The sequence below is a fragment of the Halochromatium sp. NSM3 genome, assembly GCF_059621085.1.
In genome coordinates this window covers 1-14,412 of sequence record NZ_JCAQIA010000036.1, presented here as the reverse complement: position 1 = coordinate 14,412, position 14,412 = coordinate 1, and the positions used below count along the sequence as shown (strand labels likewise).

The 14,412-nt window shown below is 64.1% G+C and carries 15 protein-coding genes; 13 read left to right on the top strand and 2 right to left on the bottom strand.

The annotated features are described in order from the left end of the window. The first annotated feature begins 16 nt into the window (after window positions 1–16). The 12 genes from flhB to AC54T3_RS13875 all read left to right on the top strand — a co-directional run bounded on the left by flhB (window position 17) and on the right by AC54T3_RS13875 (window position 12,893). Window positions 17–1,183 (top strand): flagellar biosynthesis protein FlhB, encoded by a 1,167-nt coding sequence (flhB, locus tag AC54T3_RS13930; protein WP_496625648.1) that lies wholly within the window; start codon window positions 17–19, stop codon window positions 1,181–1,183. 14 nt (window positions 1,184–1,197) lie between these two features. Beyond that, window positions 1,198–3,264 carry a flagellar biosynthesis protein FlhA gene (gene flhA / locus AC54T3_RS13925; protein WP_496625692.1) on the top strand — a complete coding sequence of 689 codons (2,067 nt, stop codon included), beginning with the start codon at window positions 1,198–1,200 and terminating at the stop codon, window positions 3,262–3,264. Between the two features lie 3 nt (window positions 3,265–3,267). After that, on the top strand, window positions 3,268–3,705 hold the full coding sequence (locus tag AC54T3_RS13920; RefSeq protein WP_496625646.1) for a flagellar protein FlhE: 438 nt from the start codon (window positions 3,268–3,270) through the stop codon (window positions 3,703–3,705). 30 nt (window positions 3,706–3,735) lie between these two features. Further along, window positions 3,736–4,449 carry an RNA polymerase sigma factor FliA gene (locus tag AC54T3_RS13915; protein WP_496625644.1) on the top strand — a complete coding sequence of 238 codons (714 nt, stop codon included), beginning with the start codon at window positions 3,736–3,738 and terminating at the stop codon, window positions 4,447–4,449. Window positions 4,450–4,481: 32 nt separating this feature from the next. Beyond that, window positions 4,482–5,258 carry a motility protein A gene (locus AC54T3_RS13910; RefSeq protein ID WP_496625642.1) on the top strand — a complete coding sequence of 259 codons (777 nt, stop codon included), beginning with the start codon at window positions 4,482–4,484 and terminating at the stop codon, window positions 5,256–5,258. A gap of 28 nt (window positions 5,259–5,286) precedes the next feature. Beyond that, window positions 5,287–5,931, top strand: coding sequence for an OmpA/MotB family protein (locus tag AC54T3_RS13905; protein ID WP_496625641.1), 645 nt, complete (start codon window positions 5,287–5,289; stop codon window positions 5,929–5,931). A gap of 104 nt (window positions 5,932–6,035) precedes the next feature. Then, window positions 6,036–7,895, top strand: coding sequence for a methyl-accepting chemotaxis protein (locus AC54T3_RS13900; protein WP_496625639.1), 1,860 nt, complete (start codon window positions 6,036–6,038; stop codon window positions 7,893–7,895). Beyond that, a complete protein-coding gene (flhD, locus tag AC54T3_RS13895; protein ID WP_496625637.1) occupies window positions 7,892–8,224 on the top strand; it encodes a flagellar transcriptional regulator FlhD in 333 nt (110 codons plus the stop codon). The genes AC54T3_RS13900 and flhD overlap by 4 nt, the downstream gene beginning before the upstream one ends. Before the next feature lie 3 nt (window positions 8,225–8,227). Then, window positions 8,228–8,794: a flagellar transcriptional regulator FlhC gene (gene flhC / locus AC54T3_RS13890; RefSeq protein WP_496625635.1), complete on the top strand. Its 567-nt coding sequence runs from the start codon at window positions 8,228–8,230 to the stop codon at window positions 8,792–8,794. A gap of 98 nt (window positions 8,795–8,892) precedes the next feature. Then, entirely contained in the window at window positions 8,893–11,010 is a 2,118-nt protein-coding gene (gene cheA / locus AC54T3_RS13885) for a chemotaxis protein CheA (RefSeq protein WP_496625633.1), read from the top strand. After that, window positions 11,007–11,504, top strand: a complete 498-nt coding sequence (locus AC54T3_RS13880) for a chemotaxis protein CheW (RefSeq protein WP_496625631.1) — start codon at window positions 11,007–11,009, stop codon at window positions 11,502–11,504. The genes cheA and AC54T3_RS13880 overlap by 4 nt, the downstream gene beginning before the upstream one ends. A 96-nt stretch (window positions 11,505–11,600) precedes the next feature. Next, complete coding sequence (locus tag AC54T3_RS13875) at window positions 11,601–12,893, top strand: methyl-accepting chemotaxis protein (RefSeq protein WP_496625630.1); 1,293 nt, start codon at window positions 11,601–11,603, stop codon at window positions 12,891–12,893. Between the two features lie 30 nt (window positions 12,894–12,923). Here the strand turns inward: AC54T3_RS13875 and AC54T3_RS13870 are convergent, their stop codons facing one another. Both AC54T3_RS13870 and fliK read right to left on the bottom strand, forming a co-directional pair. Further along, window positions 12,924–13,226, bottom strand: a complete 303-nt coding sequence (locus AC54T3_RS13870) for an EscU/YscU/HrcU family type III secretion system export apparatus switch protein (protein ID WP_496625628.1) — start codon at window positions 13,224–13,226, stop codon at window positions 12,924–12,926. After that, a complete protein-coding gene (fliK, locus tag AC54T3_RS13865) occupies window positions 13,223–14,188 on the bottom strand; it encodes a flagellar hook-length control protein FliK (RefSeq protein ID WP_496625626.1) in 966 nt (321 codons plus the stop codon). Before fliK ends, AC54T3_RS13870 begins: the two co-directional genes overlap by 4 nt. Between fliK and AC54T3_RS13860 the strand changes: the two genes are divergently transcribed. Further along, window positions 14,182–14,412, top strand: a 231-nt coding sequence (locus tag AC54T3_RS13860) for a hypothetical protein (protein WP_496625624.1), incomplete at its 3' end; no start/stop codon positions are given. The genes fliK and AC54T3_RS13860 overlap by 7 nt on opposite strands.

Below are 14,412 nucleotides of genomic sequence, written 5' to 3'. Positions count from 1 at the left end.
TGTTCCGTGAGCGGCCATGGCCGAAGACCAGAGCAGCGATCAAGAAAAAACCGAAGAGGCCACTCCGCGACGCCAGGAAAAGGCGCGCGAGGAAGGCCAGGTTCCCCGTTCCCGTGAACTGACCACCTTCATGATGCTGCTGGCCGGCGTCGTGGGTTTTTGGTTGGGGGGGGCGCTAATTTATGATCAGCTTGGCTTGATCATGGAGCAGGCGTTTCTGTTCGAGCGGCGAGAAATATTCGAGGTGCCGCCGATGCTGGTCAAGGCGACCGATCTTGTCGAACGCAGCCTGCTCACGATGACGCCGCTGTTTCTCCTGCTCGCGGTGGTGGCACTGGCCTCGCCGGCCTTACTCGGGGGGTGGTTGATCTCGAGCAAATCGCTCCAGCCGCAGTTGTCCAAGCTCAACCCGATGAAGGGGCTCAAGCGCATGTTCGGGGTGCAGGCATTGGTCGAACTGTCCAAGGCGATTGCCAAATCGCTCCTGATTGGCGGCGTCGCGGTGGCGTTCCTGGTCGCCAATCGCGGCGTCTACATGGATCTGATGAGTCAGCCGATCCAACAGGCGATCGCCAGAACCCTCGAACTGGCTGCCATGGGGAGCGGCCTGATGGTGCTGACCTTGCTGATTGTGATCCTGATCGATGTCCCCTATCAACTCTGGAGTCATGCCAAGAAGCTGCGGATGTCCAAGGACGAGGTCAAACGCGAGCACAAGGAGTCGGAGGGCGACCCGCAGATCAAGGCGCGCATTCGCCAGCAACAGCAAGCCATGGCGCGCGGTCGCATGATGAGCAAGGTGCCGGAGGCGGACGTCATCATCACCAATCCCGAACACTACGCCGTCGCGCTCCAATACGACGAGCAGGGCATGGCGGCGCCGCGCCTGGTGGCCAAGGGCGTCGATCAGGTGGCCCTGCGCATCCGCGAGCTGGGCGATGCCCATGACATCCCGCGCTTGCAGGCGCCACCGCTGGCGCGGGCGCTCTATCGCTATGTCGATTTCGACGCCGAGATTCCGATGGCGCTGTACACGGCCGTGGCCGAGGTGATGGCCTGGGCCTTCCAGCTGCGACGCGCCAAGGCGGAAGGTGGCGCGCCACCGCCAACGCCCCAAGACCTGCCGATCCCGGATGCGCTGCAGGTTCCGGCCACCACCCCTAATGTCGAGGCACGAGGATGACGGCGTTCACCGCAATGCTCGAAAAGCAGGCCTGGCTCGGCAATCTCCAGGTCAAGCTGCTGGCGGGGCCGGTGCTGATCTTGATGATCCTCGGCATGATGATCCTGCGTCTGCCGCCGTTCATGCTCGATCTGCTGTTCACCTTCAACATCGCGCTCGCGGTGATGGTGCTGCTGGTGAGCATGTTTACCCAGAAGCCGCTGGATTTTGCCGCCTTTCCGGCGGTGCTGCTGTTCACGACCTTGTTGCGGCTGTCGCTGAACGTGGCCTCCACCCGGGTCATCCTGATGGAAGGTCATCAGGGCGGCGACAGCGCCGGTAAGGTCATCCAGGCCTTCGGCGAGTTCCTGGTCGGCGGCAATTTCGCCGTCGGTCTGGTGGTCTTTCTGATTCTGGTGATCATCAACTTCATGGTCATCACCAAGGGCGCCGGGCGTATCGCCGAGGTTGGCGCGCGCTTCATGCTCGATGCCATGCCGGGTAAGCAGATGGCCATCGATGCCGACCTCAATGCCGGCCTGATCGGCGAGGACGATGCCCGCCGGCGCCGCAGCGAGGTGGCCCAGGAGGCCGACTTCTATGGCTCGATGGATGGCGCCAGCAAATTCGTCCGCGGCGACGCCATGGCTGGCCTGGTCATCATGGGTATCAACATCATCGGTGGCCTGCTCATCGGCATGCTGCAGCATGACATGAGCTTTGGCGACGCCGGGCGCACCTACACCCTGATGACCATCGGCGATGGCTTGGTGGCGCAGATTCCGGCGTTGGTGATCTCCACCGCCGCAGGCGTCACCGTCTCGCGCGTCAACACCGAGCAGGATGTCGGCCAGCAGATGATCAGTCAGCTGTTCGTCAACCCGCAGGTGATGATCCTCGCCGCCGTGGTCATGGGCATGTTGGGCATGGTGCCGGGCATGCCGAATCTGGTCTTCCTCATCTTCACGAGCCTGCTCGGTGGCTTGGCCTGGTATCTCCTGCACGAAAAGGAGAAGCTGCTGGTCGCGCAGGCCGCGAGTAGCGCGCAGCCGGCGACCACCCAGGAGGCACCGGAAGCGAGCTGGGACGATGTGCAACTGGTCGACACCCTGGGGCTCGAGGTCGGTCATCGGCTGATCCCGTTGGTGGATCAGCGCCAGCAAGGGGAGCTGCTGGGCCGCATCAAGAGCGTGCGCAAGAAGTTCGCGCAGGATGTCGGCTTCCTGCCGCCGGTGGTACATATCCGCGACAATCTGGAACTCGGGCCGAATACCTATCTGGTCTCGCTCAAGGATGCCGAGATCGGCCGCTCCGAGGTCTTCCCGGGGCGCTGGCTGGCGATTGATCCGGGGCAGGTCTCCGGCAAGCTGGAGGGCACGCCGACGCAGGATCCAGCGTTCGGTCTGCCGGCGGTCTGGATCGGCAGTGAACAGCGCGAGCATGCGCAGGTCTACGGCTATACGGTGGTGGATGCCAGCACCGTGGTCGCCACGCATCTGAACCATCTCCTGCATCGCCATGCCGCCGAGATGCTCGGGCGCGCCGAGGTTCAGAGTCTGCTCGATAAGCTCGGCGCGGAGCAGAAGAGCCTGGTCGAGGATGTGGTGCCCAAGCTGATCTCGCTGACCGCGTTTCAGCGCCTGCTGCAAAACCTCCTTGCCGAGGAGGTGCCGATCCGGGATCTGCGCAGCATCCTCGATACCCTGGCCGAACATGCGTCGCAACAACAAGACCTGGGTGAACTCACGGCCTTGGTGCGGATCGCGCTCGGACGCGCCATCGTGCAACAGTGGTTCCCCGGCGAAAAGCAACTCAGGGTGATTGGCTTGGACGCGCAGCTCGAGCAGATCCTGATACAGGCCATGAGCGGCAGCGGGGCGCTGGAGCCGGGGCTGGCCGAGACCCTGATGCAGCAGGCCGAGAAGGCGCTGATGCGTCAGGAGGCCGGCGGTGATCCGCCGGTGCTGGTGGTGCAGCACAACCTCAGAGCCGTGCTCGCACGCTTCCTGCGTCGGCGCCTGCGGCATCTGGTGGTGATGTCGCAGGCCGAGATTCCCGATGATCGCACGCTGCGCGTGACCCAATTGATCGGAGGCAAATAGCGCATGCCAGGACTGAGCATTGTCGACACCCTGCGCACGGCGAGGCAGGGCGGAGCGCTCCTGGCGCTGGCCGTAACGCTGGCATGGGTGCCGGCGTTGGCGGCGGCGGCCGGCAGTTGGGTGGCCAACGCGCCGTCGCTGAGGGTCATCCTGGCCGAACGCGAGAGCCTCTCGCGTCCGCTGCTGCCACCCGGTGACGGTGTGCATGCGGGCGTGATCCACAGCATCGTCTGGCGCTTCGAGCAGCCACCCGGCAGCGCCCTGAACGCGCGCCTGTGCCAAGCGCAGCGCTGCATGCCGCTGCCGAGCGTGCGCGGTCAGAGTCAGGCCCTCGCGGGATTGCCGGCGGACGCGGCACTGCGTTTCCATTTCTCGCTCATGCCGGGGCAGCGACAAGCCGTGCGCGTGCAGGGGCTGCAGGTGATCGTCAATTACCGCTGAACGAAGCCTTGGGAGACTTAGGCGAACCGAATGTATACTGCGAAAGGCAAGATCGATCAGCACGAACTCATCACGCAGTATTTGCCGCAGGTGCGTCGTCAAGCGCTCGCGCTGCAGATGAAGCTGCCGTCGAGCGTCGAACTGGATGATCTGATCCAAGCCGGCACCCTCGGTCTGCTCGAGGCCCTGGGGCGTTTCGATGCCAGCCAGGGGGCGAGCTTCGCGACCTTTGCCAATCAGCGCATTCGCGGCGCCATGCTCGATGAGCTGCGCAGCCGCGACTGGCTGCCACGCAGTGTGCGCCGTCACGCACGGGCGATGGATGACGCCATTCAGCGGCTCGAGCAGCAGTTCGGCCGCGCCCCGGAAGAGCACGAGATCGCCGCAGAACTCGATATGGATCTGGCCGAATACCGTCACCTGCTCAACGACACCAACAATGGCCAGTTTCTGCCCTTCGAGGAATTGCTCCAAGAGGGCGTCGAGCCTGGAGCGGCCAGCCGCCCGGCCGACCCATCGCTGACCGCGCTCCTCGCGGGCGAGCGGCGGGATCAGTTGGTGGCGGCCATCGAGGCCCTGCCGGAACGCGAGAAGCTGACGATGGCGCTCTATTATCAGGAAGAACTCAACCTCAAGGAAGTCGGCGCCGTGCTCGGGGTCAGCGAGTCTCGCGTTTGCCAGTTGCACAGCCAAGCGCTCAGCCGCCTCAGGGCGCGCTTGCAGGAAGCGCCTGTGGAGCGCTAATTCCCACCCGCTGCTTTTCAACTCAAGGAACTATGAATCCATCGACACTCATCGGTATCCTCGCCAGTATGGTGCTCCTCGGCAGCGTGTTCTTCTTCGCCGCCGAGTCGCCCGATAGCTTTCTCAATCTACCGGGCCTGGCCATTGTGCTGGCCGGCACCATGGCGGCGACCTTCATCAGTTATCCGCTGCGCGAGGTGTTGCGCGTGGTCGGCCTGATCGGGGTCGTCTTCCGGCGCGAGAACACCTATGTCCGCGACGACATCCAGGAGTTGGTGGACATGTCGCGGCTCTGGTTCAAGGGCGATGTGCGCGCTGTCGAGAAGGCGCTCACCCAGACCCGCAATCCATTCCTGCGCAGCGGCATCCAGCTCGTCATCTCCAACACCAAGGAGGAGGAGATCATCGACCTGCTGAGCTGGCGCATCGCCCGGCTCAAGGCCCGCGAACATGCCGAGGCGCAGGTCTTCCATACCATGGCCACCTACGCCCCGGCCTTCGGCATGATCGGCACCCTGGTCGGTCTGGTGAACATGCTGGAGGTCATGGAAGCCGGTGATCTGGAGATCATCGGCCCGCGCATGGCCGTCGCCCTGTTGACCACCTTCTATGGCATCCTGCTCGCCAATCTGGTGTTCAAGCCCTTTGCGGTCAAACTGGAGCGGCGCACCGAGGAGCGGCTGATCGCGATGAACATGGTCCTGGAGGGGATCTCGCTGATCACCAAGCGCCGCCTGCCCTCCTTCATCGAGGAGACACTGAACTCCTTCATGGCCAAACACCACGATGAGATTCGTGACCCAAGTTGACCCGTAAACGAGTCAGGAGAGTTAAGCCATGGTGCAGCGTGCCCGCGTCTCGATGCTCGAAACCCCGCGCGGAGGTGACCAAACCGAGAGCTGGCTGATCAGCTATCTCGATGTCCTGACGCTGCTGATCACGCTGTTCGTGTTGATGGTGTCGATGCTGGGCAAGGCCGAGTATGAGACGCAGACGCAACCGGGCATCCCCTCGACCGAGATCGGCCCCAAGACCACCGGTATCCAGCCACGCCACGACGGTCTGCAACCGCGCTTCGAGGGGTTGGAGATGGAAGGGGTCAGCGTCGACGAAGGCGAACAAGGCATCACCCTGCGCATCGATGACAACCTCTTGTTCAAGAGCGGCCAGGCCGAGCTGACCGCCGGCGGCGGCGAGGTCATCGAGTCGCTGGTGCCGATGCTGGAAAACATCGAGGGGCAGATCTCGGTCGAGGGCCACACCGATAACATCCCCATCGCCACCGCCCGTTTCCCGTCCAACTGGGAGCTGTCGACGGCGCGCGCGATCGCGGTGTTACGTTATCTGAGCGCCGCCGGTATCCCGGAAACCCGTTTGCGCGCGATCGGTTATGCCGATACACAACCGCTGGAAAGCAACGACACACCGGAGGGGCGTTCCGCCAACCGCCGTGTCGAACTCTTGTTGAAGCAGACCCTGTAGCGCGATCCGCTGTTGGATCAATCCGCAAGCCATCAGGCAGGCCTGAAGTCATGCGCCTAAACCACTTTCCAATCGGAGTCCGCATCGTTGCGGGGTTTATTGCGATGCTGCTGCTGGCGATCGCCATCATCGTGCCCTTCCTGCTCAACCGTCTCGATGCGGTGATCCAGGAGGCCGAGCGGCGCGAGTTGCGCTCCCTGCATGGCAATCTGGTGGCCGCGCTGGAGGCGGAGAGCCGCCGGGGCAGTGCCATGAGTGCGCTAATCGCTGGCATCCCCGAGGTGCGGCAGGCCTTCGCCGAGGGCGAGCGCGAACAGCTTGCGGACTGGTTCGTGCCCGGCTTCGATCAGCTGAAAGCCGATCACGGCATCGCCCAGTTTCAATTCCACCGGCCACCGGCCACCTCCTTTCTGCGCGTGCATGGCCCGGAAAAGTTCGGTGACGACCTCACCGACATTCGCCAGACCATCATCGAGACCAACCGCAACCGGGCCCCCATCTCGGGTCTGGAGCGTGGCGTCTACGGGCTCGGCATTCGCAGCCTGGTGCCGGTCGAGTGGCAGGGCTCGCATATCGGCTCGCTGGAGTTCGGCATGAGCTTCGGCCAGGACTTTTTCGAGCGCTTCCACGCCCAATATGGCGCCGAAGCCGCGCTGCGCCTGCCCGATGGTGCCAGCTTCAGCACCTTTGCCTCGACCGTCGACGAGCAGCCGCTGCTGAGCGAGCAGGCGCTGGAAGCGGCGATGAACGGCGAGGAGACGATCGAACACGGCACCCATGCGGGCACGCCGATGGCGGTGATGGGCGCGGTCATCCGCGACTTCTCCGGGGAGCCGGCCGGTGTGCTCGAGGTGGCGTTCGACCGCTCCTCTTACCTCGAGCGCGCCGCCACCGCGCGCAACGCGGCCCTGCTCATCACCGCCCTGACCTTGGGCGTCGGCGTGCTCTTGGCACTGCTGATCGCCCGCACCATTACCCGGCCGATCAAGCAGACTGCGGAGGCGATGGGCAATATCGCCGAGGGCGAGGGCGAGGGCGACCTGACCCGGCGCCTCGATGACAGCGGCCGCGATGAACTCAGCGAGCTGGCGCATCAATTCAATGCCTTCGTCTCGCGCATGCAGACGACGCTGCAAGACGTCAGCAGGAGCGCGCAAGACGTCTTTCAAACCGCCGGCGCCATTGCCCAGAGCAGCCAGGATCTCGCCAGCCGCAGCGATGAGGCCGCCTCCAACCTGCAGCAAACCTCGGCGGCCATGGAGGAGATCGCCTCGACCGTGGCGCATAGCGCCGAGTCCGCCAATCAGGCCAGCGCGCTCTCGGCCGAGGCCAGCGAGGTGGTCGCGCAAGGCACCTCGGCGATGCAGGCGCTCGAAACCACGATGCAGGAGATCGACCGGGCCTCGTCCCGCATCACCGATATCGTCACCTTGATCGACGGCATCGCGTTTCAAACCAATATCCTCGCGCTCAACGCCTCGGTCGAGGCGGCGCGCGCCGGCGAACATGGCCGCGGCTTCGGCGTGGTCGCGCAGGAGGTCCGCACCCTCGCCGAGCGTTCCCAGGGGGCCGCGCGCGAGATTCGCACGGTGATCGAGAAGTCGGTGGAAAGCTCCCGCCTGGGGACCGAACGGGTGCAGGAGGCCAGCCACACCATGGGCAAGATCATGACCAGCATCAACAATGTGCATGATGTGCTCGGCGAGATCAGCGCGAGTGCCGGCGAGCAAAGCGCCGGCGTTGCCGAAGTCAACACGGCCGTCACGGAGCTGGACACGGTGACCCAGCAGAATGCCGCCATGGTCAATCAGACCTCCTTCTCGGCGGCCCATATGCGCGAACTCGCCGAGCATCTGAAGACGCTGATCGATGCCTTCGAACTCGGTGCCGAGCTGTCCGAGCAGCCATCAGCGCTGCCTCGCTCCGAGCCATCCTTTCCGCGAACCGAGCACAGGGACCGATGAACGAAACCAGCCTGATCAATGAGATCGAAGACCTCAACCTGACCTATCTGCTGCTTGCCCAGCGCATGCTGCAACGTGATCAGCCCAGCGCCATGTTTCGCCTCAAGATCGACAGCGACATGGCCGAGTTGCTGCTCTCGCTGAGCGCGCGTCAGCTCGCCAAGCTGGCGCGCAGCAATCAGCTCCTGTGCCGCTTCGGCTATGAGGACGCCGCGCAGTTGCGCGCGGTCACCCATCATCAGCGCGAACATGACCTGTCAGGCTTTCACTCCTCGCTCCTGATGGCCTCTCATCCGCGCAAGACAGGGGCCGAGCACACGGGAACTTGAGCCATGGCACTCAAAAGTCCAGTCACCGAAATGCAGCAGGTCCAGCTCGCCATCGAGCTGATTGAACTCGGTGCGCGTTTACAGGTGCTCGAAACCGAGACCGATCTGAGCCGCGCCTATCTGACCAAACTCTACAAGGAACTGCGCGGCAAATCCCCGCCGAAGGGGATGCTGCCCTTCTCCACGGACTGGTTCATTACCTGGTCGCCCAATCTGCATGCCTCGCTGTTTATCAACATTTATCATCGCTTGCATGAAGACTACGGCTGTGATCGCATCGGCGCCTTTGTGCGCGCCTTCCGGCTGTACCAGGAGCAGGTGCACATCGGCGGGCAAGACACGGTGCTGGGTCTGACCCGCGCTTGGACGCTGATGCGCTTCTTCGAGAATGATCTGCTACAGTTGACCTGCTGCACGCGCTGCGGTGGTCAATTCGTCGTGCATGCCTATACACCCGTTCAGGACTATGTCTGCGGCATCTGTCATCCACCCTCGCGCGCTGGCAAAACCCTGCGCGGCGCCGCCAGGGTGAACGATTTGTCGACGCCCTCGCGCTGCTGTCATCTCTGACCGCCACCCTTGAGCGCCGGCCAAGACAGCGTAACACTACAGCCTGAACGTGACAGACGAACTCGCCCCCGTCGACAGCTCGGGAACAGGAAACGCGGATGGATATTACCGATTTCTACGACACCTTCTTCGAGGAAGCGGAAGAGTTGCTGGCGGACATGGAGCGTCATCTTCTCGAACTCGATGTCGAGAACCCAGACGCCGAGCAGCTCAACGCCATCTTCCGGACCGCCCATTCGATTAAAGGTGGCGCCGGAACCTTTGGTTTCGAGGCGCTGCAACACACCACCCACCTGTTCGAGAACATACTCGACCACGCCCGCCACGGGGAGCTTAAGCTGCGTCGAGATATCGTCGATATCTTCCTGGAAACCAAGGATATGCTGAACGATCAGCTGACCGCTTATCGCAACGGCGAGGAGCCCGATCAAGCGGCCTTCGAGCGCATCTGCAATACCCTGCGGCAGTTGGCCTTGGAGGAGATGGGCAACAGTCTCAACGGCAAGGCGGGCGCGCCTGCGGCTCAGTCCCAGGAGTCAAGCGCACCGACAGCCTCGCAGACGGCGGCGGACAGCGACACGCCCGCAGGCGAGCATCTGCTCATCGCGTTATTGGGCGTCAGCGCGGAGAACCGCGCGCTGCTGGTCGAAGAGCTTGAACAATTCGGCAAGATTCACGGGCAATCCGGCAACGAGACGCGCTATGAGGTCGCGCTCGAAACCACCACCAGCGCCGCCGATATCGAGTCGGTGATGTGTTTCATCATCGAGCCCGAACAGATTGAAACCACCACGGTGCCGCCCGCTGCGACCGCACAGCCGGCGCCCACCGAGCCTGAGTCGCCAGCACCGACCGCGCAAGCTCCCGTGGCCGAAGCCGTCGAGCCCGCGCCCGCCAAGCCACCCACCGAGACCCCAGCCGAGACCAAGAAGCCCGCCGCGCAACCGACGGCCAAAGCCAAGCCCAAGGGCGGCGCCGAGTCCTCGTCGATCCGGGTCTCGGTCGAGAAGGTCGACCAGATCATCAATCTGGTCGGCGAACTGATCATCACCCAGTCGATGCTCGATCAGACCGTCAGCGAACTCGACGGCGTCGCCAACGGCGCGCTGATCAATGGCATGAGCCTGCTGCAGCGCAACGCCCGCGATCTGCAGGAATCGGTGATGTCGATCCGCATGATCCCGATGGACTTCGTCTTCAGCCGCTTTCCGCGCGTCGTGCGCGAGACCTCGAGCAAGCTCGGCAAGGAGATCGAACTCTGCACCGAAGGCGAATCGACCGAACTCGATAAAAGCCTCACCGAGCGCATCATCGATCCGCTCACCCATCTGGTGCGCAACAGTCTCGACCATGGCATCGAACTGCCCGAGGTGCGCGAGGCGGCGGGCAAGCCTCGCAAGGGCAAGCTGATCCTCTCGGCGCGCCATCAGGGCGGCAACATCATCATCGAGGTGATCGATGACGGGGCCGGGCTGAACCGCGACAAACTGCTCGCCAAGGCGCGCGAGAACGGCCTCAACGTCTCCGACAGTATGACCGACGACGAGGTCTGGCAACTGATCTTCGCGGCCGGCTTCTCCACCGCCAAGGAGGTGACCGATGTCTCCGGCCGTGGTGTCGGCATGGATGTGGTCAAACGCAACATCCAGAGCCTCGGCGGGCATGTCCAGATCATGTCCTCGCCCGGCCAGGGCACGACCATCCGCATCGTCCTGCCGCTGACCTTAGCCATCCTCGATGGCATGTCGATCAAGGTCGGCAACGAGGTCTTCATCCTGCCGCTGTCCACGGTGCTGCAGTCGTTGCAGCCCTCCAAGGATGAACTCTACGAGATGGCCGGCCAGGATCTGGTGCTGAGGATGCGCGACGAATACCTGCCGGTGGTCGCCGTTCATCAGGCGATGGACGTCGCCAATGCCCAGACCGATCCGCTGCAGTCCATTGCCGTGATCGTTCAGGGCGAGGGTCGTCGCTACGCGCTCTTGGTCGACGAATTGATCGGTCAGCAGCAGGTGGTGGTGAAGAACCTCGAGACCAATTACCGCAAAGTCCCCGGGGTCTCTGCGGCCACCATCCTCGGCGATGGTAGCGTCGCGCTGATCCTCGATATCCCCGGACTGCATCAGCTCAGCTTGAGCAAGAAGGATGCCCAAGGGCACCGCTCCAGGGCGCCCAAAAAAGCCCCGCTTTCACCCACGGAGGTTGATCTCTCATGAATCGTTACAGCACCGAGGATACCCTCACGGCATCCGACGGCGAGAATCGGCAGTATCTGGTGTTCTCGCTCGGCGAGGAAGAGTACGCCATCGACATCCTCAAGGTGCAAGAGATCCTCGGCTACGAGAATGTCACCCGCATCGCCAACGCCCCGGAATTCATCAAGGGCGTGACCAATCTGCGCGGCGTGATCGTGCCGATCGTCGACCTGCGCATCAAATTCCATCTCGACAAGGTCGACTATGATGGTCAGACTGTGGTGATCGTGGTCAACGTCTCCGAGCGGATCGTCGGCATCGTCGTCGATGGCGTCTCCGATGTCATGACCCTGACCCCGGATCAGATCAAACCCGCGCCGGAACTCGGCATGAGTCTGTCCTCGGATTTCCTCAGCGGCTTGGGCAGCCTGGAGAATCGCATGCTGGTCCTGGTCGATATCGACAAACTCCTGACCAGCAAGGAGATGGCCTTGGTCGAGCAGGTTGGTGAGTGAGTTCGCCTGTGAGTCCACGGGGCGCCTGAATCCAGACTGAGCGCGTCGGCCGAGCAAGCGGCGAGAGACGGCTTGGGCAGGCATTGCGATAGAAGCATGCACAACATGACAATGCGACTGAGCTGGCTGTTGGCGCTCGGGGCCCTGCTACTGCTGATCATCCTGCTCGGCGGCCTGGGGCTGTTTCTACTGGAACGTGCAACCAGCAGCATCGCCGAACTCGCCCCTCATGCCGGTGCCTTCGGCGTCGAGCGCCAGCAGGACTTCGCCGTGCTTGCGGACCGGGTGCGCCTGGCCCTCTTCGGTGTGCTGGGGCTCGCCGTGCTGACCGTGATCCTCGTGCTCTGGGGCGTGACGGTCAATGTGCTGCGCCCGCTGGAGCGGGTTGTTGCCGGCTTCGACGCCATGGCCTATGGCGACCTCTCGGTGCCGCTGGAGCACCTCGGCAACAACGAGATCGGCCAACTCTGCGCCGCCGTGCAAGGGCTGCAACAGCGCTTGTCGCGCACCCTCGCCCTGGTGCGCCTGAGCAGCGACGCCGTGCATCGCGGCGCGCAGCATATCGCCACCGGCAACAATGCCTTCTCGGTCCGCACCGAGCAACAAGTGGCGCGCTTGAAGAAGACCGCCTCGCGCATGCAGGCGCTCGCGTCCAGGGTCAAAGAGAATGCCGACCATGCCCATCATGCGCGGCGGCTGGTCCAGCAGGCGGCGCGCACCGCCGGCGCCGGCGGCGAGGCGATCAGCGCGTTGGTCTCCACCATGCATGAGATCAGCCAGAGTTCGCGCCAGATCACCGAAGTCATCGAGGTCATCGACAGCATCGCGCAGCAGACCAGGATGCTCGCGCTCAATGCCTCGGTGGAGGCGGCCCGGGCCGGCGAGCAAGGCCAAGGCTTCGCCTTGGTGGCCGGTGAGGTGCGCGGTCTCGCCGGGCGCAGCGCCGATGCGGCCAAGGAGATTCGCGCGCTCGTCGAAACCTCGGCCACTCAGGTCGATGCCGGCACCGCCCGCGCGGACAAGGCCGGTGAGACCATCGGCGAGATCGTCACCGCCGTGCATCAGGTCAACCGGCTCGTGGACGAGATCGCCTCGGCCTCGCAAGCGCAGAGTCATGGCATCGAGCAGGTCAACCAGGCCATCGCGCAGATGGATCAGGTCACTCAGCAGAATGCGGACTTGGTGCGACAGGATGCCAAGGCGGCGGACCAGGTCGAAGCTGAGGCCGAGCGCCTGCGCAAGGCCGTCGCGGTGTTCAGGCTCGCGCCCGAGGTGGAGGCGCGCTTCACGGGCAATCACTTTGACGAGGCTGCGGACTGGATGGCGTCGATGACGCCGGATGACCTCGCCCATCACGCCGGCGCAAAGGCTCGGCGGCGGGCGGCCTAGCGCGGACGGATCGCAGTCTGGACGACGGCCCTAGCTCGGGCGGGCCTCGCTGGCGTTCGCCGGCTGCTCGTCGGCGATCTGCCGCACCCACACCAGTAACTCGGCGATGACCTGATACAAATTGGGTGGAATCTGTTCATCGAGATCGAGATTCATCAGCAAGGCCACCAACTCCGGGGCACCGTGGACATAGATGCCCTGCCGCCCGGCCTCCTCGATGATGCGCTCGGCGATGTCGCCATAGCCCTTGGCCAACACGCGTGGTGCCTCATCGCCTTCGCGATAGGCCAGCGCAACGGCGCGCAGCCGCTCATCGTTGCGGGTCTCGCTCATGCCTGCGTCTCGGCGGCGGCAGCCGATGCCGAGGCTGATTGAGGTGCCGTTGCAGCAGTGGATTCGGACTCGGATTCAGGCCCGCGCTCGGGTTCCGGCTCGGCCGCGCGCAAGCGAATCTCAACCTCGTTCAAATCATAGGCCTCAAGCCGTGATCTGAGCCGACCGATGCCCCGAGCCAGGGCTGCTCGCACCTCGTCATCGGCGGCGACCAGTTCGAGGTCGAGGCGAGTCTCGCTCAGCCACAGCTTTACCCCAACCTCGCCCAACCCGCTCACCCGCAGTGTCATGCTGGAATGCCAATGCTGGGCGTCAGCGTCGTCTTCCCGCTCGGACGCCTCCTCGTCCGAAGGCTGGCGTCCCTCATCGCGCCGGGGCGGAGGCTGAATCATCAGGGCCATGAAGATGCCGGACCAGACATCGCCTTCCCAACGCAGCACCGGTGTCGCGAGCATCTCGAGTTGATGGCGCACCAGTCCTTGCAAACTCTCGTGGATGGGCTCGCCACCGCGTTGCAGGGGCGCCGAGCGCAGCGCCGCCATCTCGGCACTCGCGGCCTGGGCCTGCTGTTGCACGCTGCCTTCGCGTGCTGCGGTCGCGGCGAAGCTCGTTGCCGGACCCGGCGTGCTAGTGGCCTGGCCTGGAAGCGACGTCGAGGGAGCACCCGTGGCCGCCGGTGAACCCGTTCCGCCAGCGGATGAGGTCGCGCCCATGGCGACCGGTCCCTTGCCCTGGCCCAGCCCTGGCATGGGTTCGGCCGCGCGCGATAGGCCGAGTACAAAGGCCGGCAAACTCGTTTGCGGGAGTGTTGCTGTTGGCGCTTGGGTTGGCTGCTGCCAGACCTGAGCCGCCTGCCCTGCTTGGCCCTGTGGCGTGGCCGTTGGTGCTTGCGCTGCCTGTTGCCCGGCCTGAGCCGCCTGCCCTGCTTGGGCCTGCTGCGGCGCTGCTTGGCCCTGTGGCATTGCTGTCGACGCTTGTTTTGCGGCCTGCTGCCAGACCTGAGCCGCTTGGCTCGCTTGGCCTGGCGGTATTGCTGCCGGTGCTTGTTGCGCCACCTGCCCTGCTTGGCCCTGAGGCGCTGCTGTCGGTGCTTGCGCTGGCTGCTGCCCGACCTGAGTCGCTTGGCCGGGCGGCGTTGCTGTCGGTGCTTGTGCTGGCTGCTGCCCACCAGCTTGAGCCGCCTGAC

Bases quoted from the DNA above. Each gene is read 5' to 3' on its own strand.
- flhB (WP_496625648.1), top strand. From the start codon at position 17: ATGGCCGAAGACCAGAGCAGCGATCAAGAAAAAACCGAAGAGGCCACT.
- flhA (WP_496625692.1), top strand. From the start codon at position 1,198: ATGCTCGAAAAGCAGGCCTGGCTCGGCAATCTCCAGGTCAAGCTGCTG.
- AC54T3_RS13920 (WP_496625646.1), top strand. From the start codon at position 3,268: ATGCCAGGACTGAGCATTGTCGACACCCTGCGCACGGCGAGGCAGGGC.
- AC54T3_RS13915 (WP_496625644.1), top strand. From the start codon at position 3,736: ATGTATACTGCGAAAGGCAAGATCGATCAGCACGAACTCATCACGCAG.
- AC54T3_RS13910 (WP_496625642.1), top strand. From the start codon at position 4,482: ATGAATCCATCGACACTCATCGGTATCCTCGCCAGTATGGTGCTCCTC.
- AC54T3_RS13905 (WP_496625641.1), top strand. From the start codon at position 5,287: ATGGTGCAGCGTGCCCGCGTCTCGATGCTCGAAACCCCGCGCGGAGGT.
- AC54T3_RS13900 (WP_496625639.1), top strand. From the start codon at position 6,036: ATGCTGCTGCTGGCGATCGCCATCATCGTGCCCTTCCTGCTCAACCGT.
- flhD (WP_496625637.1), top strand. From the start codon at position 7,892: ATGAACGAAACCAGCCTGATCAATGAGATCGAAGACCTCAACCTGACC.
- flhC (WP_496625635.1), top strand. From the start codon at position 8,228: ATGGCACTCAAAAGTCCAGTCACCGAAATGCAGCAGGTCCAGCTCGCC.
- cheA (WP_496625633.1), top strand. From the start codon at position 8,893: ATGGATATTACCGATTTCTACGACACCTTCTTCGAGGAAGCGGAAGAG.
- AC54T3_RS13880 (WP_496625631.1), top strand. From the start codon at position 11,007: ATGAATCGTTACAGCACCGAGGATACCCTCACGGCATCCGACGGCGAG.
- AC54T3_RS13875 (WP_496625630.1), top strand. From the start codon at position 11,601: ATGCACAACATGACAATGCGACTGAGCTGGCTGTTGGCGCTCGGGGCC.
- AC54T3_RS13870 (WP_496625628.1), bottom strand. From the start codon at position 13,226: ATGAGCGAGACCCGCAACGATGAGCGGCTGCGCGCCGTTGCGCTGGCC.
- fliK (WP_496625626.1), bottom strand. From the start codon at position 14,188: ATGCCACAGGGCCAAGCAGCGCCGCAGCAGGCCCAAGCAGGGCAGGCG.